Annotated in this window: 21 protein-coding genes; 6 read left to right on the top strand and 15 right to left on the bottom strand. The window is 72.2% G+C overall.

What is annotated here, in order from left to right; genetic code table 11:
* Positions 1-178: 178 nt before the first annotated feature.
* The 4 genes from ACFQRF_RS02210 to ACFQRF_RS02195 all read right to left on the bottom strand — a co-directional run bounded on the left by ACFQRF_RS02210 (position 179) and on the right by ACFQRF_RS02195 (position 3,539).
* A complete protein-coding gene (locus ACFQRF_RS02210; RefSeq protein ID WP_379868344.1) occupies positions 179-838 on the bottom strand; it encodes a GOLPH3/VPS74 family protein in 660 nt (219 codons plus the stop codon).
* A 182-nt stretch (positions 839-1,020) separates the two neighbouring features.
* Positions 1,021-1,956 (bottom strand): CPBP family intramembrane glutamic endopeptidase, encoded by a 936-nt coding sequence (locus ACFQRF_RS02205; protein ID WP_379868343.1) that lies wholly within the window; start codon positions 1,954-1,956, stop codon positions 1,021-1,023.
* 70 nt (positions 1,957-2,026) lie between these two features.
* The gene (locus ACFQRF_RS02200) at positions 2,027-2,935 is read right to left on the bottom strand and encodes a CPBP family intramembrane glutamic endopeptidase (protein WP_379868342.1); all 909 of its coding nucleotides are present in this window, start codon (positions 2,933-2,935) and stop codon (positions 2,027-2,029) included.
* A gap of 139 nt (positions 2,936-3,074) precedes the next feature.
* Positions 3,075-3,539 carry a flavodoxin family protein gene (locus tag ACFQRF_RS02195; RefSeq protein ID WP_379868341.1) on the bottom strand — a complete coding sequence of 155 codons (465 nt, stop codon included), beginning with the start codon at positions 3,537-3,539 and terminating at the stop codon, positions 3,075-3,077.
* 269 nt (positions 3,540-3,808) lie between these two features.
* On the opposite strand from ACFQRF_RS02195, the gene ACFQRF_RS02190 reads away from it, so the two are divergent.
* The gene (locus ACFQRF_RS02190) at positions 3,809-5,089 is read left to right on the top strand and encodes a DUF418 domain-containing protein (protein ID WP_379868340.1); all 1,281 of its coding nucleotides are present in this window, start codon (positions 3,809-3,811) and stop codon (positions 5,087-5,089) included.
* Between the two features lie 72 nt (positions 5,090-5,161).
* On the opposite strand, the gene ehuA is transcribed toward ACFQRF_RS02190, so the two are convergent.
* The 8 genes from ehuA to ectA form a co-directional block, all read right to left on the bottom strand.
* Positions 5,162-6,019, bottom strand: coding sequence for an ectoine/hydroxyectoine ABC transporter ATP-binding protein EhuA (gene ehuA, locus ACFQRF_RS02185; RefSeq protein WP_379868339.1), 858 nt, complete (start codon positions 6,017-6,019; stop codon positions 5,162-5,164).
* Entirely contained in the window at positions 6,006-6,626 is a 621-nt protein-coding gene (gene ehuD / locus ACFQRF_RS02180) for an ectoine/hydroxyectoine ABC transporter permease subunit EhuD (protein ID WP_379869007.1), read from the bottom strand. The genes ehuA and ehuD overlap by 14 nt, the downstream gene beginning before the upstream one ends.
* A gap of 29 nt (positions 6,627-6,655) precedes the next feature.
* The gene (gene ehuC, locus ACFQRF_RS02175; protein WP_379868338.1) at positions 6,656-7,378 is read right to left on the bottom strand and encodes an ectoine/hydroxyectoine ABC transporter permease subunit EhuC; all 723 of its coding nucleotides are present in this window, start codon (positions 7,376-7,378) and stop codon (positions 6,656-6,658) included.
* A gap of 31 nt (positions 7,379-7,409) precedes the next feature.
* Positions 7,410-8,321 (bottom strand): ectoine/hydroxyectoine ABC transporter substrate-binding protein EhuB, encoded by a 912-nt coding sequence (ehuB, locus tag ACFQRF_RS02170; RefSeq protein ID WP_379868336.1) that lies wholly within the window; start codon positions 8,319-8,321, stop codon positions 7,410-7,412.
* A gap of 388 nt (positions 8,322-8,709) precedes the next feature.
* Positions 8,710-9,618, bottom strand: a complete 909-nt coding sequence (gene thpD, locus ACFQRF_RS02165; RefSeq protein ID WP_379868334.1) for an ectoine hydroxylase — start codon at positions 9,616-9,618, stop codon at positions 8,710-8,712.
* 109 nt (positions 9,619-9,727) lie between these two features.
* Positions 9,728-10,132 carry an ectoine synthase gene (locus tag ACFQRF_RS02160; RefSeq protein ID WP_379868332.1) on the bottom strand — a complete coding sequence of 135 codons (405 nt, stop codon included), beginning with the start codon at positions 10,130-10,132 and terminating at the stop codon, positions 9,728-9,730.
* Positions 10,133-10,239: 107 nt separating this feature from the next.
* Entirely contained in the window at positions 10,240-11,505 is a 1,266-nt protein-coding gene (gene ectB / locus ACFQRF_RS02155) for a diaminobutyrate--2-oxoglutarate transaminase (RefSeq protein WP_379869005.1), read from the bottom strand.
* Positions 11,506-11,619: 114 nt separating this feature from the next.
* The gene (ectA, locus tag ACFQRF_RS02150; RefSeq protein WP_379868330.1) at positions 11,620-12,105 is read right to left on the bottom strand and encodes a diaminobutyrate acetyltransferase; all 486 of its coding nucleotides are present in this window, start codon (positions 12,103-12,105) and stop codon (positions 11,620-11,622) included.
* An 846-nt stretch (positions 12,106-12,951) separates the two neighbouring features.
* Here ectA and ACFQRF_RS02145 point away from each other — a divergent pair.
* The 3 genes from ACFQRF_RS02145 to ACFQRF_RS02135 all read left to right on the top strand — a co-directional run bounded on the left by ACFQRF_RS02145 (position 12,952) and on the right by ACFQRF_RS02135 (position 14,593).
* Positions 12,952-13,215: a WhiB family transcriptional regulator gene (locus ACFQRF_RS02145; protein ID WP_379868329.1), complete on the top strand. Its 264-nt coding sequence runs from the start codon at positions 12,952-12,954 to the stop codon at positions 13,213-13,215.
* Between the two features lie 77 nt (positions 13,216-13,292).
* Complete coding sequence (locus ACFQRF_RS02140) at positions 13,293-13,919, top strand: hypothetical protein (protein ID WP_379868327.1); 627 nt, start codon at positions 13,293-13,295, stop codon at positions 13,917-13,919.
* Positions 13,916-14,593 (top strand): copper resistance CopC family protein, encoded by a 678-nt coding sequence (locus tag ACFQRF_RS02135; RefSeq protein WP_379868326.1) that lies wholly within the window; start codon positions 13,916-13,918, stop codon positions 14,591-14,593. The genes ACFQRF_RS02140 and ACFQRF_RS02135 overlap by 4 nt, the downstream gene beginning before the upstream one ends.
* A gap of 166 nt (positions 14,594-14,759) precedes the next feature.
* On the opposite strand, the gene ACFQRF_RS02130 is transcribed toward ACFQRF_RS02135, so the two are convergent.
* Together ACFQRF_RS02130 and ACFQRF_RS02125 are read right to left on the bottom strand one after the other, a co-directional pair.
* On the bottom strand, positions 14,760-15,527 hold the full coding sequence (locus ACFQRF_RS02130) for a PP2C family protein-serine/threonine phosphatase (protein ID WP_379868324.1): 768 nt from the start codon (positions 15,525-15,527) through the stop codon (positions 14,760-14,762).
* A 216-nt stretch (positions 15,528-15,743) separates the two neighbouring features.
* Positions 15,744-16,640, bottom strand: coding sequence for an SDR family oxidoreductase (locus tag ACFQRF_RS02125; RefSeq protein ID WP_379868322.1), 897 nt, complete (start codon positions 16,638-16,640; stop codon positions 15,744-15,746).
* 937 nt (positions 16,641-17,577) lie between these two features.
* On the opposite strand from ACFQRF_RS02125, the gene ACFQRF_RS02120 reads away from it, so the two are divergent.
* The gene (locus ACFQRF_RS02120; protein WP_379868321.1) at positions 17,578-18,822 is read left to right on the top strand and encodes a glycosyltransferase; all 1,245 of its coding nucleotides are present in this window, start codon (positions 17,578-17,580) and stop codon (positions 18,820-18,822) included.
* 311 nt (positions 18,823-19,133) lie between these two features.
* Positions 19,134-20,093 (top strand): anti-sigma factor RsbA family regulatory protein, encoded by a 960-nt coding sequence (locus tag ACFQRF_RS02115; protein WP_379868319.1) that lies wholly within the window; start codon positions 19,134-19,136, stop codon positions 20,091-20,093.
* Positions 20,094-20,193: 100 nt separating this feature from the next.
* Here the strand turns inward: ACFQRF_RS02115 and ACFQRF_RS02110 are convergent, their stop codons facing one another.
* On the bottom strand, positions 20,194-20,544 hold the full coding sequence (locus ACFQRF_RS02110; RefSeq protein ID WP_379868318.1) for an STAS domain-containing protein: 351 nt from the start codon (positions 20,542-20,544) through the stop codon (positions 20,194-20,196).
* Between the last annotated feature and the right edge of the window lie 17 nt (positions 20,545-20,561).

Genomic DNA, 20,561 nt, shown 5'->3' with positions numbered 1-20,561 from the left:
ATGGGCTCTGCGGTTGCGTCAGCATGACGCCCGCCCTTAGCTCATACCCGCTGGTAGGAAGCTTGGAAGCATATGATAGGCGGCTTTTGCCGGTAAGTGCGGTGACGGCCTGATGTGATTTCCCGCCAGGGGCGCGCGTGCCGGGAACACCCGCCCGGGGCGTCCGGAATCCGGGCGCTCACTCGCCGCCACCGCCGTCGCCGTCGCCACCGCCCCCCACGTACTCGACGGACTTGATCACGGCGAGGACCGCCCGGCCGATCCGGTCGTCGGCCAGGAGGCGCTTCATCCGCCGCCGGCGCTCTCGGGCCGGCAGATCGGCGAACAGCCGGCGGTCCAGCCGGGTGGCTCCGAGGATGCCCAGCAGCGCCGTGGAGCGCGGGTCCGGCGCCCGGCCGCCCATGAGCATGGCGCGCAGCCGGTCCAGGAGTTCGGCGCGCGTCGACGGGTCGGCCGGCCGGTAGTCCTCCCGATGGAAGACACGTAGTACGGTGACCCGTTCGCGGTTCAGCAGCCGGCGCTGGACCGCGGACTCCTGCAGGGCGCGGCGCAGCCGGAGGGACCCGGTCCGGCTCACCCACGACCGCACGCGGGCCGGCCGCCGCTGCCGGGCGATCTCGGCGGCGAGCAGGTCGAGTTCCGGGTGCCCGCCCGGCTGGGAGGCGCCTGCCGCGTGGACCCGGTCGCGCTCGATGGCGACCCGGCCGGTCAGCGCCAGTTCGGCGAGCAGCGCGCCGGCCAGCCCGGCGGTCAGGCGGGTATCGGTGGCCAGCGGCCGCCCGGTGTCGGGGTGGTAGGCGAGCAGCAGCAGTTCCTCGGCGATGAGGGGATCGGACACGGGGACTCCTGGGGGTCGGGCGGCGCTGCGGCCGGCGGCGCGCCGCGGTCACCCTCCCAGTGTCCACCGCGGGCGGCTCCGTCCCGGTGAGGTTCTCCTCCGCAGCATCCGCTTCACCGGCCGCGCGAACGCGGGCCTGCGGCGTGGGGCGGGACCGCCTACGCACGCTCGTCGGCTCACGGTCATCCCGTCCACAGGACGACGGCCTCCGACAGCAGCGGCAGCACGGGCAGTGCGCTGACTCCGGTGTGCAGGAGGAAGTTCAGCCACAGGTTGCGGTACCGCGACCACAGGTAACCGAAGAGCAGGCCGGTGACCCCCTGCACCGCGATCCCCATGCCGAGGTTCACCGCCGGATCGGGGTAGACGTGCGTGCCGACGGCCGCCCCGATCCCGTACACCAGCGCCGCCGCGACGATGCCCGGCCACCGGCCCAGTAGCAGTTCCAGGCGGGTCTGCAGCATGCCGCGGTAGAACACCTCCTCCAGCAGCGCCGACGTGGTGAAGGTGAGGAGCAGCCGCACCGCCAGGGAGTACTCGTCGGGCAGCGTCCGCGGCGTGGGCAGCGGCGTGGTCCACGGCGCCAGCACGGACAGCAGGAGGTAACCGGCGACCGCGGCCAGCCCCGCCCAGCGCCAGCCCTCGCCGACCCGCATGGCGACGGCCGGGATGTCCGGCCCGTGGCCGTACCGCATCACGCCCGCCGATCCCATGATCGCCAGCGGGACGACGAGCAGGAACAGCACCTTGGCGGTGTGGTAGGAGAGCGCGCGCAGCGACGGGTCGACCATGCCGAACGCGGCGTCCAGCACGATGTCGCCGAGGTGGGCGCCGACCACGCAGCCGAGCAGGACGAGCACCTCGCGCCGCATGGGATGGCCGGTCAGCGCCGCCCGCACCTTCACGTCCAGGTCCTCCTCCGGCGTCCGCCACGGGAGCAGCCGGACGAGCAGGATGCCGATCGCTACCGGGACCCAGAGCGACCACAGCCGGCCGTAGGCGTAGTCCTCGCTGGGGTGGACCGCGGTGTGGCCCGTGGCGTACAGCAGCGCGCCGACCGCCAGGAACACGCCGGTACCGAGGACCAGCACCCAGCGCCGCACCTGCGTTGCGAGCATGTGCCCCTCCCGACCAGGCCGGACACGCCCGGCCCGGCACCCCGAGGTCCCTTCGGCGTGCCGGCCCGCCTCATCCGATGATCTGCAGCGACGGCGCGACGACGAGGGTGATGACTCCGCCGCGGAGCAGGATGTTCAGCCACATGTTGCGGTAACACGCCCACACGTACCCGTAGAGCAGCCCGGAGACACCGTAGGTGGCGATGCTCAGGCCGAGGTCGTGCTGCCCTCCGTAGGGCATCGACCGTGGCAGTTCGGCATAGCCGCCGAGCACCGCGTAGGTCGCCGCGAAGAGCAGCGAGGTCAGCACGATGCCGGACCACCGGCCGGTGAGCCGTTCCAGGCGGGTCTGCACCATGCCGCGGAAGAAGATCTCCTCGGGGACGCTGATGACGACGAGCGCCACGAACACCCCGAACGCGACACCGTCGGGCACCGGTGTCAGCGGCTCCCCCATCCCGATCACGAGGGCGAGCAGGCAGCCGAGGACGGGGATCAGCCCGGTCCACCGCCACGGCTCGGTCACTCCCATCGCCAGCCGGGGCATCCCGGTGGTCGAACCCTCCATGCTGAACCCGGCACGGTCGACCAGCAGCACCGGGACCACGAACAGGAAGAGCAGCCGGGCGACCGGCACGGCGAGCCCGAAGTAGTCGGGGTGGATCTGGCCGAACACGAACGCCATGGCCTGCTCGCCGATGAGGAAGGCCAGCAGCGCGCCGAGCAGCCAGCCCAGCTCGCGACCGAGCGGGTGCCCCTCCAGCACATCGTCCAGCCGCCGCTCCAGCTCCCGCCGCGGCGTCCGGAGCGTGGCGAGCCAGGTGAGGAACAGGCCGACGGTGATCGGCACCCAGGTCTCCCACAGCACGGACGGCTCGCCGCGCTCCCAGGCCCCCAGGACGGGATACGTGAGCACCGTCACCGCGAGAGCGGCACCGTAGACGGCGATCCCCACCCACAGCCCCCGCCTCTGCAGCATGACCACGGAATCCCCCCAGTTCAGACCCTCATTCTGCCCCAGGAGAAACCAGAAGTGACGTAATGACTACGGTATGTCGCGTTTCTCGATGACATCGTGGGGACACCGACGGCTCTGCCCGGACCGCGTCCCGCGCCCCTCACTTCCCGGCGCGCTCCATGGCGGCCAGCGCGGTGACCGCCCCCAGCTCCCAGCACGCCGCACGGTCGGCACGGCCGAGCGGTCCGACGACGCTGACCGGTGGCCGGTGCCGGTTCCAGGACATCCCCGTGGCGATCGCCTCGACCGCGCGCACGGCGCCGGAGGTGTCGTTGTTCCCGTGCACGTAGAGTGCGTAGGGCAGCCCGGCGGTGTCGGTCAGGCACGGGTAGTACACGGTGTCGAAGAAGACCTTGAGCGCGCCGGACATGTAGCCGATGTTCGCCGGGGTGCCGAGGATGACGGCGTCGGCCGCGAACACGTCGGGCGCCGTCGCCGCGAGGGCCGGCCGGGTGACGACCTCCACTCCCTCGATCTCGTCGGCCCGCGCGCCGGCGAGCACGGCCTCCAGCATCTCCTGGGTCACCGGTGAGGCGGTGTGGTGCACGATCAGCAGTCGGGCCATGCGCCCAGGCTCGCACAACGGGCGGCGTGGGCGAACGATCCCGGCGGCCCCGCCCGTTGTCCGGCCCGATGCCGGATTACGCACCAAAGTTGGCCGGTTCTGGCACATCGGCGGATCCGCCGATTCCACTCGGCCCGCCAGAATCCAGGTAGGCGCCCGAACCGTGTCCGCGCCCCCGGTCCCCGCCGTGGACCACCGCGCCGGAGTCCGCCCCCACCGGCCGGCGGCGCGGCGCCGAACCGACCGACCTGACCCTGAAAGAGGACGGCATGCACAAGGACGGCGAGACGGCCACGCCGCCCCCCGCCCGAACCGAGATCCGCGGGCCGGCACGCTCCACCGAGCGCGCGCTGGCCCCCGACCTGGCCCGCGGCTTCATGCTGCTGCTGATCGCGCTGGCCAACACCGTCTACTACCTGTGGGGCGCCGAGCGCTCCGGCGGCTCCGTGCATCCGGCGGACGGATCGGTCCTGGACCGGATCGTCCAGGCGGTCATCATCATCGCCGTCGACCAGCGCGTCTACCCGATGTTCGCGTTCCTGTTCGGCTACGGGATCGTGCAGTTGCTCAATCGCCAGCTCGCCTCCGGTGCCCCCGAGGGGGCGGCGCGGGCGCTGCTGCGGCGACGTCACCTGTGGATGATCGCGTTCGGGTTCGCGCACGCCGCCCTGCTGTGGATGGGCGACATCATCGGCGCGTACGGCCTGGTCGGGCTCGTCCTGTGCTGGCTCTTCCTGCGCCGCGCCGACCGCGTCCTGCTGACCTGGGCCGCGGTCGGCGTCGCCGTGCTGACCTTGGCGACGGCGGCGAGCACCGTCCTCGCCGTGGCGGGCGGCGCCGGTGACGCGGCTGAGGCGGAGGACGTGCTGACGCTGCTGACCGGGAACATCTCGTCCACGGACTACCTCGTCACCGTTCCCTGGCGTATCGGGATCTGGCTGGTGATCATGGTGACGCAGGGGTTCGTGCTGCTCGCGGTACCGGTGGCGGTACTGCTCGCCTTCTGGGCCGCGCGGCACCGGGTTCTTGAGGAACCGGGCCGGCACCTGCCGCTGCTGCGCGCGGTGGCGGCCGGCGGCATCACCCTGGGCTGGGTCAGCGCCGTGCCGCACGCCCTGGACCACGTGCGTGTGCTGGAGGTGTCCGCCGGCGCGACCGAGGCCTTCGTCACCCCGCTCGGCCTCACCGGCCTGCTCGCCGGACTCGGCTACGTGGCGGCGTTCGCGCTGGTGGCGCACCGCATCGGCTCCCGCGGCGCGCACGGCCGGGTGGTCACCGCGCTCTCCGCGGTGGGAAAGCGCTCCATGTCGGCGTACCTCGCCCAGTCGGTGCTGTGCGCGCCGCTGCTGAGCGCGTGGGGGCTCGGGCTCGGCGGGTCGTTCGGGAGCTGGCAGATGGCGGCCTTCGCGGTGGGGGTGTGGCTGGTCACCGTGGCCGGTGCCTACGCGCTGGAACGCGCGGGGCGGCGCGGGCCGGCCGAGACCGCGCTGCGCCGGCTCGCCTACCCGCGCCCGGCACCGCGGCCGGACGCCGCCGCGGAACGAGCCTGAACCGGCCGGTGGCGCTCCCGGAGGACGGATGCCGGGGCGGCCACCGGCCGGTGCGGGCGGGGTGCGGCGGAATCAGCCGCCTTCGAGGACCGCGTGCAGGAACGTGCGGGTGCGTTCCTCACGCGGCTCGTTGAAGATCTGCTCCGGCGGCCCCTCCTCCACGATCTGTCCCTCGTCGAACATCAGCACCCGGTGCGAGACGTCACGGGCGAACTGCATCTCGTGCGTCACCGAAAGCATGGTGATGTCCGTGGTCCGGGCCACCTCGCGCAGCACGTCCAGGACCCCCGCCACCAGCTCGGGATCGAGGGCCGAGGTGACCTCGTCCAGCAGCAGGATCTGCGGCTGCATCGCCAGCGCCCGCGCGATGGCGACGCGCTGCTGCTGCCCTCCCGAGAGCCGGGTGGGGTGCTCGTCGATCTTGTCGGCGAGCCCGACCATCTCCAGCAGTTCCTCGGCGCGCTGGTCGGCCTCTTCCCGGGAGATGCCGAGCGAGTGGACCGGCGCCTCGGTGATGTTGCGCCGCACGCTCATGTTGGGGAACAGGTTGAACTGCTGGAAGACCATTCCGATCTTGCGGCGCACCTGGCGCTGGTGGCGCTCGCTGGCCGGTACCAGCCGTTCGCCCCGGCGCATGTGGCTGAGCGGGTCGCCGTTGACCCAGATGACCCCGCCGTCCACCGACTCCAGCGTCATCAGCAGCCGCAGGATCGTGGTCTTACCGGACCCGCTCGGCCCGATCAGGGAGACCCGTTCGCCGGCTTCGACGTTGAAGTCGAGTTCCCGCAGCACCACGTTGTCGCCGAAACGCTTGATCACGTTCTCGAACCGGATCAGCGGCCCGCCGCCCGCGGGCGCGGAGGCCGCCGGGCCGGGGGCGGGGACCGGCGCGGCTTCCGCTCGCGGCGCGGTTTCGTCAGACTGCGGCATAGCGTCGCTCCAGAAGTCGGATCGCAATCGCGGACGGCACGCTCACCACGATGAAGAGCAGGCCGACCACCGTCATCATTTCCAGGTACCTGAAGTACTGGCCGCCGAGCCGGTTGGCCTCGAACAGCAGCTCGGGCACCGTGATCGCGAACAGCAGCGGGGTGTCCTTGAACATCGCGATCAGGTAGTTGCCAAGTGCGGGGATGACCCGCCGGATCGCCTGCGGGAGGATCACCGCCAGCCATGCCCGGTGCACGGGCAGGCTGAGCGCGTGGGTGGCCTCCCACTGGCCGCGGGGCACGCCCTCCAGCCCCGAGCGGTACACCTCGGCCGTGTAGGCCGCGTAGTGCACCCCCAGGGCGATGACGCCCGCGGTGAGCGGGGAGAGTTCGATCCCCACGCCGGGCAGCACGTAGAAGACGAAGAAGAGCTGCACCAGCAGCGGGGTGCACCGGATGAACTCCATCACCCAGTGGACGGTCCCGGCCACCGCCCGTGGCGCCCCGCGGCGCACGATGGCGACGGCCAGCCCCACGGCCAGCGCGAGCGCGTAACCCAGAATCGTGGCCTGCACGGTGTAGCGCAGGCCGGTGAGCAGGTCGGGCATGGCCTCGCCGACGAAGCCCCAGTCGAAGTTCACGCCGCACCTCCCTTCGCCGCGGCGACGCCGGCCCCCGCGGCCTGCCGCCTGCGGGTGCGGTCGGGGATCCGGCCCAGCCGGCGGTTGGCGCTGCGCTCGGCCAGCCGCATCAGCGCCACGAAGATCTGGGCGATGACGAAGTAGGTGACCAGGGCGGCGGCGAACGCCAGCAGCGTCTCACCGGTGAAGGTCCGCAGCTGCTGCGCCACGAACGTGATGTCGGAGACGGCGATCAGCGAGACCACGGCGCTGCCCTTCATCAGCTCGATGATCAGGTTGCCGAACGTCGGCAGCATCTGTGCCCACGCCTGCGGCAGCACCACGAGCCGCATGCGCTGCGCCCAGCTCAGGTTGAGCGCCACCGTGGCCTCGTACTGGGCCTGGGGCACCGCCTTGATGGCCCCTCGCACGTTCTCGGCGCCGTACGCGCCGACGTTGAGACCGAGCGCGAGGATGGCGGCGAACACCGGTTCCAGCCGGTAGCCGGTGACGAGCGGCATGGCGTAGAACAGCCAGAACATCAGCACCAGCGCCGCGACCCCGCGGAAGACCTCCACGTAGACGCTCGCGGCGGCGCGCAGCAGCGCGCTGCGCGTCGAACCCAGGATGCCCACGGCCATGGCGATGACGAACGCCACCGCGCAGCCGCCCACGGTGATCAGCAGTGTGTAGCGCGCGCCGTTGAGATACAGCGGCAGCGCGTCGACGACGAAGTTCACGACGTTTCTCCCTGGTCCCCCGGTTCGGCGCTCATGCGCCCTCGCAGAGCCGGCGTGCCGTCAGGTCCCCGGGGAGTTCCTGCTCGGAGAAGCCGAACGGCTCGATGATCTCCAGCAGCCGGCCGCTCTCCTTGAACTCCGCCAGGGTGGCGTTGAACGCGTCCAGCAGGCCGTGGTCGTCGGGGCGCAGCGCGAATCCGCCGCCGCCGACGACCTCTTCCCCGGTCTCGGGGTCGATCGGGAAGAACGCCTCCGTGACCTCGAACGGCCCGCCCCGCTGGTCGAGCATCCAGCGCAGCGAGATGCTGGTGAGTGCGACCGCGTCGATGCGTCCCGTCTGCAGCAGCTCGTAGGCGCTGGGGGTGTCCGGCGCGGTCTGGATCTGCTCGGCCGGCACCCCCTGGCTCAGCGCCATCTCCTGTTCGATGGTGGCGTTCATGACGCACAGGGTGAGGTCGGGGTCGTCGACGAAGGCGTCGAAGCGCTCGATCCCGTTCGGGTTGCCCTCCGGCACCAGGAACGCGGTGCGGCTGAGGAAGTCGGGGTCGGTGAAGGCGACCTCGGCGCACCGCTCGGGGGTGATGCTCATACCGGCCGCGACGATGTCGAACTGGCCGCCCAGCAGGCCGGGGATCAGCCCGCTGAACTGCACCTGGGTGCCGCGGACCTCCGGGACGCCCAGTTCGGCGAAGATCGCCCTGGCGAGCTCGGGTGCCTCGCCGGTGAGTTCGCCGGTGGCGAGGTCGGTGTATCCGTAGGGGGCCTCATTGGCGAATCCGACGTTGATGTAGCCCTGCTCGCGGATCCGGTCGAAGGTGTTTCCGGTGCCGACCCGGGTACAGGCGCCCAGCAGCGTCGGCCCGAGCAACGCGGCCGCTCCGGCGCCGCCCGCCCGGGCGAGAAAGCGGCGCCGTCCCAAACTGCTCTGTCTGGCTCTCGTCATGTAGCTCCTCGGGGGAACCAGCACGGCGCTCCCCTCCGGCTGGAGGCTCGGAGGGGAGCGCCGCGTGTCGTGTGCGGAACGCGCCGGCCCCGAGGAGGTCCCGCCCAGGTCAGGGGGCGCCTCCGGACACCTCCGCGGGTGACGTGGCCGGTGCGCCGGCCACGCGATCACGGCGCTGTGGCACCATCCGTGCCCACGTTCGGCCGTCCTTAACTACCTCTGACCTGGTATTTACCTAATGCCGCTTCCCACGGGCGGCCCGCCGCCCCCGTCACCGCAGGTGAGGCAGCGGGTCCGGCCCCCGTATCCGGGGGTGCGGAAACACGGAAAAGCCGGGGCGCCGCGGCGTCCGCGGCGCCCCGTTCGGCGATCCGGCCTACGGCCGGAGTCAGCTCACCGGAGTGAAGTCACGGGAGCCGAGGAACGGCGGCCGCGGCGCGGGAGCGGCGAACGGCTCCCCGCAGGCGTTCTCGACGCTGTTGAAGACCACGAAGACGTTCGACCGAGGGAACGGCGTGATGTTGCCGTTCGAGCCGTGCATGCAGTTGGAGTCGAACATGATCGCGCCGCCGGCCGGGCCGGTGAGCACGTCGATGCCGTGCTTCTCGGCCAGGATGGTGAGGCTGGCCTGGTCGGGCGTGCCGATCTCCTGGTTCTTCAGCGACGCCCGGTAGTGGTCCTCGGGCGTCTCGCCGACGCAGGACACGAAGGTCCGGTGCGACCCCGGCATGATCATGAGCGCCCCGTTGAACGGGTGGTTGTCGGTGAGCTGGATCGAGATGCTCACCGCGCGCATCCGCGGCATGCCGTCCTCGGCGTGCCAGGTCTCGAAGTCGGAGTGCCAGTAGAAGTCCGTGCCGGTGAAGCCGGGCTTGTAGTTGACGCGGCTCTGGTGCACGTAGACGTCGGAGCCGAGGATCTGGCGGGCCCGTCCGACGACACGTGGGTCGCGGACGACCCGGGCGAACAGCTCGCTGATCTTGTGGACCTCGAAGATCGAGCGCACCTCGTCGGACTTGCGCTCCACCACCACGCGCTCGTCGCGCTTGAGATCGGGGTCCTCGCTGAGCCGGCGCAGCTCCGCGCGGCACTCCTCCAGCTCCTCGGCCGTGAGCAACTGCTCGACCTGGAGGTAGCCCTTCTCTTCGTAGGAGGTCAGGGTGGCCTGATCGATCGGGCCACCGGCGGCGCCCCAGACGACCGGCTCCCTGCGGTACAGCAGCGCCGGTTCGGTGCTCTTCCTGGTCGGGTACTCGTCCGTGGTCGGCTGTTCGAAGTCGGTCGTCAACGCGGTCATGGCGTTACCTCCCTGGTGTGGCTGCTCCCTGGTCCGCTCGTCGGTCCACCGGTGCGGGGCGGCGGACGGCTCCGCCTCGGCCGGTACGTGTTCCCTGTCGGCCCGGCGCTCACTCGGCCACCGCGGGCTCCTCACGCAGTAGCGGGTACACGCCGTTCTCGTCGTGCACCTCCCGGCCGGTCACGGGCGGATTGAAGACGCACAGCACCCGGAAGTCGCTCTTGGGGCGGACGGTGTGCCGCTCGTTCCCGTTCAGGAGGTACAGGGTTCCCGGCGTGATGATGTGCGTCTCGCCCGTCTCCTCGTTGGTCAGCTCGGCCTCGCCCTCGATGCAGTGCACGAGTTCGACGTGGTTGGCGTACCACATGCGGGTCTCGGTACCGGCGTAGAGCACGGTCTCGTGGAACGAGAAGCCGACTCCCTCCTTGGCGAGAATGACGCGGCGGCTCCGCCAGGTCTCGGTCCTGACGTCCCGGTCGGTGCCGTCGACCTCGTCCAGACTGCGAACGATCACGTGCGTGCGCTCCTCTGTTGCTGATGGTGTGGTGTGGATGTGCCGCCTCCGGCGCGGGTGCGCCGGAGGCGGGGGCGGTCCGTTCTCGTGGGCGGCCGGGCCGAAGGTCAGACCGGCTGCGGTACCCGGGCGACGGCGCGGGCGGACTCGGCGAGGATGTCCAGGCCGCGGCGCAGCTCCTCCTCCGTGGTGGTGAGCGGCGGCAGCAGCTTGACGACCTCGTCCTCGGGCCCGGACGTCTCCATGAGGAGGCCCCGCCGGAACGCCTCGGCGCACACGGCCCGGGCCACGCCCGGCTCGGTGAAGCCCAGGCCCCGCGCCAGCCCGCGCCCCCGCACGTGGGCGCCGGTGCCGGTGAGTTCCTCGGCCAGGTCCGTCAGCGCGGCCTCGACGATGTCGCCCTTGACCCGGGTCTCCTTCTCCATCCGGTCGTCCCGCCAGAACAGGTTGAGCGCGGCGGTGCCGGTGACGAAGGACGGGTTGGGGCCGCGGAAGGTGCCGTTGTGCTCGCCCGGCTCCCAGACGTCGAGGTCGCGTTTGAACAGGGTGAGGGCGAGCGGCAGCCCGTACCCGCTGATCGATTTGGACAGCGTGACGATGTCGGGTTCGATCCCGGCGTGCTCGAAGCTGAAGAACGGCCCGGTCCGCCCGCATCCCATCTGGATGTCGTCGACGATCAGCAGGATCTCGTGCTCCCGGCACAGTTCGGCCAGGCCGCGCAGCCACGCCGCGCTGGCGACGTTGATGCCGCCCTCGCCCTGGACGGTCTCGACGATCACCGCCGCGGGCCGGTCCAGGCCGCTGCCGCTGTCCTCCAGCAGGCTGCGCAGCCACAGGAAGTCGGGCGTCTGGCCGTCCAGATAGTTGTCGAACGGCATGGTGGCGGCGTGGTTGAGCGGCACGCCGGCGCCGTGCCGCTTCATGGAGTTCCCGGTGACCGCGAGGGCGCCCAGCGTCATGCCGTGGAAGCCGTTGGTGAAGCTGACGACGGTCTCGCGGCCGGTGATCTTGCGGGCGAGTTTCAGCGCGGCCTCGACCGCGTTGTTGCCGGCCGGCCCGGGGAACTGCACCTTGTAGTCGAGCCCCCGGGGCCGCAGCACGACCTCGCCGAAGGTCTCCAGGAAGTCGCGTTTGGCCACCGTGTAGGCGTCGAGGCTGTGCACGATCGAGTCCCCGGCCAGGTAGTCCAGGAGCACGGCTTTGAGCTCGGGATGGTTGTGCCCGTAGTTGAGCGATCCCGCGCCCGCGAAGAAGTCGAGGAAGGGTCGGCCCGCCTCGTCGTAGACGTGGCTGCCCCGCGCCTCGCTGAAGACGACTGGCCAGCCACGGCAGTAGCTGCGGACTTCGGATTCGAGGCGGTCGAAGATGTCCATCGTGGTTTCCACGGATCCTTTCCCCATGTTCGTGGGCTTATGACGGCCTTCGTGGCGTGAACGGACGGGGCCGGTCGGGCCGCGCCAGGTGGTCGGGTGAGGACGTGGGCGGGATCATGCGGCCAGCGGTCCGATCCGGACGAGTTCCTCGGGGGCGTGCTCCGCGGGCCCCTGCGGGAAGTGCCGGGTTTCGAACAGCGGAGTCCATTCCAGGGGGGCGCCGCGGTCGCGGGCGAAGGAGGCGAAGAGCGCGCGGGAGGCGGCGTTGTCGGGGGTGACGGTGGCCTCCAGGAACGCCAGGCCGTCCCCGGTGATGCGGTCGCCGATGTGGTCCAGCATTCGCCGGGCGAGCCCACGGCCGCGGGCGGCGGCGTGCACGCCCACCTGCCAGAGGAAGTAGGTGTCCCGGCTGTCGGGACGCACGTAACCGGTGACGAAACCGTGCACCTCGCCTGAGGGGCCGCGCGCGACGACCGATGTCGCGGCGAAGTCGCGGCACCACAGCGTGTAGGCGTAGGGGGAGTTGACATCGAGGCCGCAATCCCGGGCCAGGGCCCACAGGTGCCGTCCGTCATCGATGGAGGGCGGCGCCAGCCGCACGCCGACGGGGTCCGCGGCGGTTACGGAGCGGTGATCACGCCCGGCGGGATCGCCTCGGTTCGCGGGATGAATCTGATTGACCGGCACGTCGTAGGAAGATAGCGAACGTTCCTGAACAGCAGATTCTCGAAATTCCCGGCATATGTTTCGCGGGGGTTTCGCCGGGTAGGGCCCGTTTACTTAACAGCGGCGGTCACGTTCCGTCGTCGTCGAGCGGCCCGCAGGAGGACGGCGGGGAGGCTCCGCACCCGCCGTGTCCACCAGGAGATTCGGTGGGACGTTCCGGCACGGGCGGGACGGTGGTCCGAGCGGGAAGATCACGCACCCGGACGGTCGCACAGCCAAACATAGGGGCTGACACACCGAATTTTAAGCGTGGCGCATGTCACATGAATTCGGACGATCGACGCCTGTCATCACGAAATCCGGCGCCCGGCCGTTCCGCGAACGGCAACAGGGTGCATGTACCGCCGCGATGGCGCGGCCCCGGGCGGGCCGACTCCGTGAAGAACCCGCCTGCGCGGACCCGGCCGGCCGAACGGCCGGTCGCCGGTACTTGAAACGCGGACGGTTTTTTAGCAGACTTCGCGTAGTACGACCCCGTGTAGTACTACAATCGGTCGAGTCGCGAAGCGGCGTCCCGTGCGCATCCATGGACGGCCCTCTCGCGCGAGATCTCCCGGACAACGCCGCGGCGCCGGCGCGACTCCGTACAGCGAGAACGTGACGTCCACCCCGCACCACCGGCGTGTGCTCGGCCCGAGCGGCCGAGAAGCGGTGGGAGACGCCCCCACGGCGCGAAGCCATGGGACACAAGGGACACGAGCCAGGGATCGGAGGCGCCTGGTGAACCGCCTTTACCACGAGAGCGAAGACTGGGTCGCGCAGGGAGCCTGCCGGAGGTACGACCCCGAGATCTTCTTTCCGGTGAGCACCACCGGCCCCGGACGCCAGGACGCGGACCTGGCCAAGGCCATCTGCCGCACCTGCCCGGTCCGTCAGGAGTGCCTGCGCTGGGCGCTGCGTGCCGGCGAGGCGCACGGAGTGTGGGGGGCGACCACTCCGGAGGAGCGGCGTTACCTGCGGCGGGAACTCGTACCGGCGAGCTGACCGTTCACTGACCCACGCCCGGCCGCGGCCCGTGGCTCTTGGGAAGGGCTTTACCTGCGTCTACTAGATTCGTAGCCGTGCACCTACCAAGCCGGGGACCGTTGTGGCTGGTCCGTACCGCCGTACTGGCCGTGGCCTGTACGGGTATCGCCTGGGCGGGGCACACCCTGTGGGCCGACGGCACGGCGCCGGCGCGGTCCTTCCCGCTCGCCACGGCGTTCATGGCGCTGGTACTGGCTCCGTTCACCCGTTCGCAGCGGGGGTTCGGCGAGATCTTCGGGGTGCTGGCCGCCGCACAGGCCGCCATGCACGTCCTATTCGTCTCCGCCGACCCCGCCGACGCCCATCCGGACACCGTGCTCGCCGAGGTCGGGCCCTGCCTGCTCGGCTACTCACCCGGGATGCTGGCCGGCCACCTGTGGGCGGCGCTGCTCGCCGCCGCGCTGCTGAGCCGCGGCGAGGCCGCCGTGTGGTCGTTGCTCGCCCTGCTCACGAACGCGCTTCCCCGCCTGCTGACGCCCGCGGCCCCGCCGGCCGCGCCGCGGCCGCTGGTCGCGCGGCGGCCGGCCGGCCGGCGGGTACGCGGAGCGGTGCACCGGCTCCGGTCACGGGGACCTCCGTTCGGCGGAACGTACACGCTGCGACGCGTGTGCGGTGCCGGATCCGAACTTCCGCTGTTCTTCGCAGAAAGGTCCCCCACATGAACACCCGCAAGCGCCATCGCCTCTGGGCCGGTCTCCTGGCCGCCCTGTTCACCGCACTGCTGCTCGGGCTGGGCACCGCGCCGGCCGCGCACGCGCACAACGTGCTGATCAGCTCCTCTCCGGAGGACGGATCGACTCCCGCGCAGGCACCCGACGAAATCAGGCTGACCTTCAACACCACGGTCGGCAGCGGCGGCAACGGGATCACCGTCACCGGACCCGACGGCCAGAAGTACGAGGAGGGCGAGGTGCGGGTCGACGCCGAGCAGGCGTCGATCGCGCTGCGGGCTCCGGAACAGGCCGGTCAGTACCAAGTCAACTACCGGATCATCTCCGCCGACGGCCACCCGATCGACGGCGAGATCGCCTACACGCTCACCCCGGACGCGCTGCCGTCGGCCGCGCCCAGCCCGGACCCCGAGGGCTCGGCCCCGGCCGGTCCCTCGCAGGGCGGCGCCGCCGGCTCCAGCAGCCAGGACCCGGGCGGGCAGAGCGAGCCGACCAACCCGCTGGCCGCCACCGGCCCCGTCGCGGCGGCCGTCGTCGGCATCGCGATCATCGCACTCGCCGTGATCCTGCTGATCCGGTACCGCCGTCCCGGCGGTCCCGGCCAGCGGCCGGAGGACGGCGACGGACACGGCGGCCCGGACGCGCCGAACCGGCAGGACGGCTGACCCGCCGGACACGCACAGGCCGGCCCCGGGAGCGGTGGCGCGCTCCCGGGGCCGGCGCATGCTTCGGCACGGGTCGCGTTATCCGGTCGCACTCACCGACTCGCTCCCCTCCACCACCGACACGAACCGGCCTACGGCCATGGGTGTCGACGGCTCCGGACGCTCGTCAGTTCGTGCTCCGGCGGACGAGGAGCACGCTGATGTTGTCGCGCCCGGACGCGTCCATGGCGGCGCGCCACAGCTCCTGTACTGCGCTCTCGTCGCTGTCGGCGGCGGCGATGATGCGCTCCATCTCCTCCAGCGTCACGAGGTCCGACAGCCCGTCGCTGCACATCAGCCAGGCGCCGGGGCCCGGCTCCGGGTCGCGGCCGACGTGCGGCACCATCGCGCTGGCGCCGCTGCCGCCCAGCGACTGGGTGATGAAGTTCGTGGTGACGGGCTTGCCGTCCTCCGACGGGGGCAGGGCCGGCGAGTCGTCCTCGGAGAGCTGGATCAGCCGCCCGTCCTGGAGCCGGTAGGTGCGCGAGTCGCCGACGTTGAACCAGAAGTTCCCGTCGGCGGTGAGCAGCACGCCCGCGACCGTGGTGCCCATACCGGAGAACTCGGCGTGCTGGCCGGCGTGCTCCTTGATCTCCTCGTCGATGTGCTTGAGCAGGAGGTCGATCGAGTCGGGTCCGGTGAGCTGTGGGCCGCTCTCGGCCATGCGGTGCACGGCGTGTTCGGAGGCGATCTCCCCCGCCGCGTGCCCGCCGAGCCCGTCGGCGACCGCGACGACCACCGGGTCGGTCACGGGTAGCACGCAGCGCGCCGGCGCGTTCATGTCCGCTCCGGCCACGGTGAGAGCGCCCAGGACGACCGCGTCCTCGTTGGCCTGGCGAACAGCGCCCCGGTGCGTGAGGGCCGTTACCGACACTGCCCCGCCATCGACACCCATGCGCCCTACCTCCTGTTTCATCGGCAACACGTGCCGAACAGTCCCAAGCGGCGCCCCACCCGGACGGTGGGCGAGGCGCGTTGATCATGTAACCGTATCGGGGGACGGTCGACCATGGTCAAAACCCGCGTACATCATGACGGAAATCCCCGAGATGCGCAGTTCCCATACTGCCCCGGCCCGCCGCGCGTGCGCAGCCGGTCCGGGTGACCGGAGTCAGCCGGACCGGACGAGATCCGCCACCGGCAGCACCGTGCCGGTCCGCGCGTCGCTGCCGCTACGGGCCAGCCGGACGTATGCGGCCGCCACGTCGTGCGGGTCGTCGCCGTCCTCGGGAACCACACAGTTGACCGCGATGCCGCGCGTGTCGAGGGCGGCGGAGAGCGAGTGCGCGAGGTTCATGACGGCCGCCGCGCCGGCCGCCAGGCCGATGTGCTCGGCCGACCCCGAACGTCCCGAGGCGGCGCCGGTCAGCACCACCGACGAACCCGGCTCCATGAAGATCCGTGCCGCCTGGACCAGCCACAACGCGCTGTACAGGGTGTCGCGGAAGGCGCGGTCGAGGTCGCCCGCCGTGAGGTCGGTGAGCCCGTCGGCGGCAGCGGTACCCCGCCCGCACACCGCGAGGACGTCGATCCCGCCGAACTCCAGGGTGGTGTGCGCGACGGCGCTCCGGCAGCCGGTCTCCGCACCGGTGTCGCAGTGCAGCGGCAGCGCGTCGGCTCCCAGGCGGGCGAGCAGCCGCGCCGTGGCGCGCACCGCGTCACCGTCCGCCGGGTCGCGCGGCAGCGGCGGTCCACTGGCCGGTTCCGGCCGCGCGGCGGCCGGCGTCCGGGTGGCCAGGTACGGCGGCGCGGGCGTGCCGCCCGCCGTACGAGCACGGCCCAGGAGATCGTCAAGGTCGCGGGTGAGCGGCCAGGCCCCGGCGGGGGGCCGGGCGCGGTCGGCCGGGTATCCGAGGTCCGCGACGGCGACGGCCGCGCCCTCCTTGGCCAGCGCGACCGCAACGGTCCTTCCCAGCCGGCCGCCGCGGCTGACGCCCCCGACGACCAGCGCCCGCCGGCCGCGCAACCGCCCGGTCCCGTGGTGGCGTGGGACGGGGTCGGCCGCCACGCCGCCTTCGGCAACCCGTCCGGGGCGCCGACGGTCCGTCGGAGTCACCCGTTCTCCCGGAGGCTCGGGCCGGCGAGCCGGGGCGGAGGCCGGCGCATCGTGCGGTGGAGCGGGAGACGGCGGTCGGCCGGTGTGCGGCGCCGTCTGCGGCGCGGGACGTCAGCGTGCGGCGTGGTCGGCGAGAGCCGGGACGGCACTGCGCCGTCCCCTCGTCCACTCGCCACGGACGCCACCTCCAAACTCGTTCGGCGGCACCGGGCCGCGGCCGGCCCGGCCGGTGGTGATCGCGAGGGGGCCGATCGCGCACCGGGCGACCGGTGGATTCCGGCGTCCCCCGCAGTCCTCGTACGGGAGGAGGGGTTCCAGCAGCTCTGCCCGTGATGATCTCCCGCAAACCCGCGGCGGAGCGCCCCCGCCGGGACTTCCCGGTGTCCGGAGCACCAGGCGGGACGCATCGTCATGGCCATCTCAAGGGACAAGAAGGGCGAGATCGGGACCCACTCCAGAAGACCCGCCATTGTTGAGTCGACCGGACTTCTGGCAGAATGTCCGGCAGTTGGGTGTCTAAGACGCAGACACGCCTTCGCCTTCGCGCGCTCGTGCCTGGCCCGCTGGCCGGAGTTGATTCGAGCGCTGTTCGTGTTTTCCGGACACGTCCCATCCCGAACGGCCCTGAAGGTGTGATTCGTATGCGTCCGCCCGCTTCTGCTGTCCTCCGTTCCGTCGCCCCGGAGCTCCCCGTACCGCTTCATCCGTCCCCGCTCACCGGGCCGTCTTCGGCGTGCGCGCAGCACCGCGCGGCCCCTCCGCGCGTCCGGTTCCGGGAGTGCGCGAGCGTGGCCACCGCCGCGCGTGAAGGGGGGCACGCGGCCACCGCCGCGCATGACCGGAGAGACGCAGATCCTGCAGGTCGCAGCCGCACCAGGAGGAGTCGCACGTGAAGATCGCCTTGGTATCCGAGCACACCCGGCCACTCGCCGCACACAAGGGCGAGCCGACGTGTGGTGGCAGCGTCCACGTCTCCGCCCTCGCCCGCCAGCTCGCCCGGCTCGGCCACCGTGTCACCGTGTACACGCGCCGCGGCGATGCCGATCTTCCCGATCGTGCGCGCATGGGGCGCGGCGCGGCGGTCGCCCACCTGACCGCGGGTCCGCCCCGCCGGCTGACCGAATCCGAGAGCGCCGAGCACACCGGCGCCTTCGCCACCGCGCTCTCCGAGGCCCTGGCGGACGACACCCCCGAGGTCGTGCACGCCATCGGGTGGACGAGCGGGCTGGCGGCACTCTCGGCGGTGCGCCGCTCGGATGCGGAACCCGCGCCGCGAGTGGTGCAGAGTTTCCACTCGCTGAACTCCGCGGAGCAGCGCGCCGGCCTGCCGCGGCGCACCGACCGGGTGCGGCTGGAGGCGGCGCTGGCCGGCCGCGCCGACGCCGTGGTGGTCACCTCCGCCGAACAGCGCTTCGAACTCGCCCGCATGGGCGTGCCGCGCAGCAGCGTCGGCGTGATCCCGTTCGGGGTGGACACCGAGCACTTCAGCGTGGAAGGCGCTGCGGCGAGCAGCCCATGGCGACGACGTCGCGACGAACGCGTCCGCATCGTCTCCGTCACCCGGCTCGGTGCCGGCGGCGGCGCCGACGCTCTCGTCGAGACCATGGCACGGGTGCCCGAGGCCGAGCTGGTCATCGCCGGCGGCCCGGCCCGCGAGGACCTGGCGATCGACCCTGACGCGCGCCGGCTGGAGCTGCTGGCGAAGGAGCACGGGGTGGACGACCGGGTGACGCTGAGCGGCGCCGTGGACCGCAAGGAGCTGCCCCGGCTGCTGCGCTCGGCGGACCTCTTCGTGTCGGCGGCCGACTACGACCCGTACGGTGGCGCGGTGCTGGAGGCCATGGCCTGCGGCCTTCCGGTGGTGGCGCGCGCGGCGGGCGGAGTCACCGACGCGGTGCTCGACGGCACCACCGGGTTGCTGCTGCGGTACGCGCGTCCCGACGCGCTCGGCCGGGCGCTGCGCCAGCTCGCCGCCGACTCCACCGCGCGCACGGCCTTCAGCATCGCCGCCGCCGACCGCGCCGCGTCCCGGTACACCTGGCAGCGGGTGGCCACGGAGACCGAACGCGTCTACCGGCGGACGCTGCCGCGAGAGGGCGACCTGCCCCTTGCGGCGGGCGACGATGCGCATTGATCGTTCTCCCGCACCCCGGCCGATGGCACCGGCCGCCCGGTGGTGGCAGCGCCCGCGTGTGCCGGATGGGCGCCACCACCGCCACTCGGCGGGTGCCCGGCCGGCACCGGAGCCCCGCGCCACGGGACGCCTGACCGGCCACCGGAGCCGGGCCCGGGAGCGCCTTCGGCGCCGCCCGTGCCGCGGGCGCGCACCGCGTACCGGGCCGCTCACACCGCCCCAACGCACCAGGCGGGGCCGTGGGGCGCCGTGCCACCGCGGGCGCCACGAAGCCGTACTCGCCTGGGAGGACAGGAGCCCGGAGCCATGTCATGATGCCAGCCGCGCACCCGGACGAATCCGACGTACCGGCGTTCGGCCATGAGGGGGTGCTGTTCACCTCGTCCGCGGAACTGGCCGAGGTGGTGGTGCCCCGGATCCGCGCGGCCGTCGCTGCGGGCGACCACGTCGTCATCGCGATGGGGGACGGGCACGCCGACGCCGTGCGGGCCGGTCTGGGCGCCGCGGCCGGGGCGGTCCGGTTCGTCGAGCGGGCGCGGTGGTACGACGCGCCCGGACGTACTCTCGCCGCGCTGCACCGGCTCGGCCTGACGCATGCCGGGCGGCACGTCACCGTGGTCGGCGAGCCGCTGCTCCCGCTCGACGAGCCGCTGGCGCTCCGCGAGTGGCACCGGCTGGATTCCGTGCTGGGCGCCGCGCTGGCCACGGCGCCACTTCGGCTGATCTGCGTCCACGACGAGCGGACGCTGCCGGCCGGCGTCCGCCGCGAGATCGCCCGCACCCACCCGGTGCTCGTCGCCCGCTCGACCGGCTCGGCCCCCAGCCGCCACTACCGGACGCCGGGCGCCTACAGCGCCGCCGACGCCGGACGCCGGCTGCCACCGCCCTCGGGCCGGACCGAGTCGCTGGACATCGCCGCCGACCTGCCCGGCCTGCGGGAGCGGCTGCTCGGCGTCGCCGACCGGATCGGAATGCCGGATGAGCGGGTCGAGGACCTGGTGGTGTGCGTCAACGAGATGGCCGCCAACGTGCTGGAGCACGGCGCGGGCAAGGGCTCGATCTCACTGTGGCGGACGCCGGGGCACGTCGTGTGCGACGTCTTCGATGAGGGCGGCGGGCTCACCGACCCGCTCAGCGGCTACTTTCCGGCCGATCCATTGCGGGTGCGCGGGTACGGGCTGTGGATCACCCGGCAGGTGTGCGACTTCATGGAGGTCAGCGGCGGCCCGGACGGAACCCTGGTCCGGCTGTACTTCCGTGCCGGGAACTGACGGCTCTCCTGCCACCGGCGAGCGCTTCCAGGGCCTGCGGGACCGCGGTCCGCCGTCCCCGCACCGGCGCGCCCGTACCGTCCGGCGGCGCCGGACCGGCTCAGGCGAGGACCAGCTTCATGGCCCGCTGGACATCGTCCTCGATGGTGAGGAACTGGTCGATCCCGGCGATCGTGAAAAGCCGGTGCACGGTGCGCTGCGGCGCCGCCACGGCGAGCCCGATCCCCCGGTCGCGGGCCTGGCGGTAGGAGGCGACCAGGACGCCGATGCACCGAGAGTCGCAGAACCGGACGCCGGAGAAGTCGATGACGACGCCGCGGCAGGGATCGGCCGCGCCGAGCACGTCGTCGAGCACCGCGGCGAGATCGGGGGACGTCACGGCGTCGAGCTCGCCGGTGGGAGTCACCATGACGACCTCGCCGTCGGTCCGGACCACGATGTCGGATCTCAAGCTCGCGCTCCTCGCTC

The organism is Marinactinospora rubrisoli (genome assembly GCF_042664915.1).
GTDB classification, from domain to species: domain Bacteria; phylum Actinomycetota; class Actinomycetes; order Streptosporangiales; family Streptosporangiaceae; genus Marinitenerispora; species Marinitenerispora rubrisoli.
This window is presented reverse-complemented; position numbering and strand designations above follow the sequence as displayed.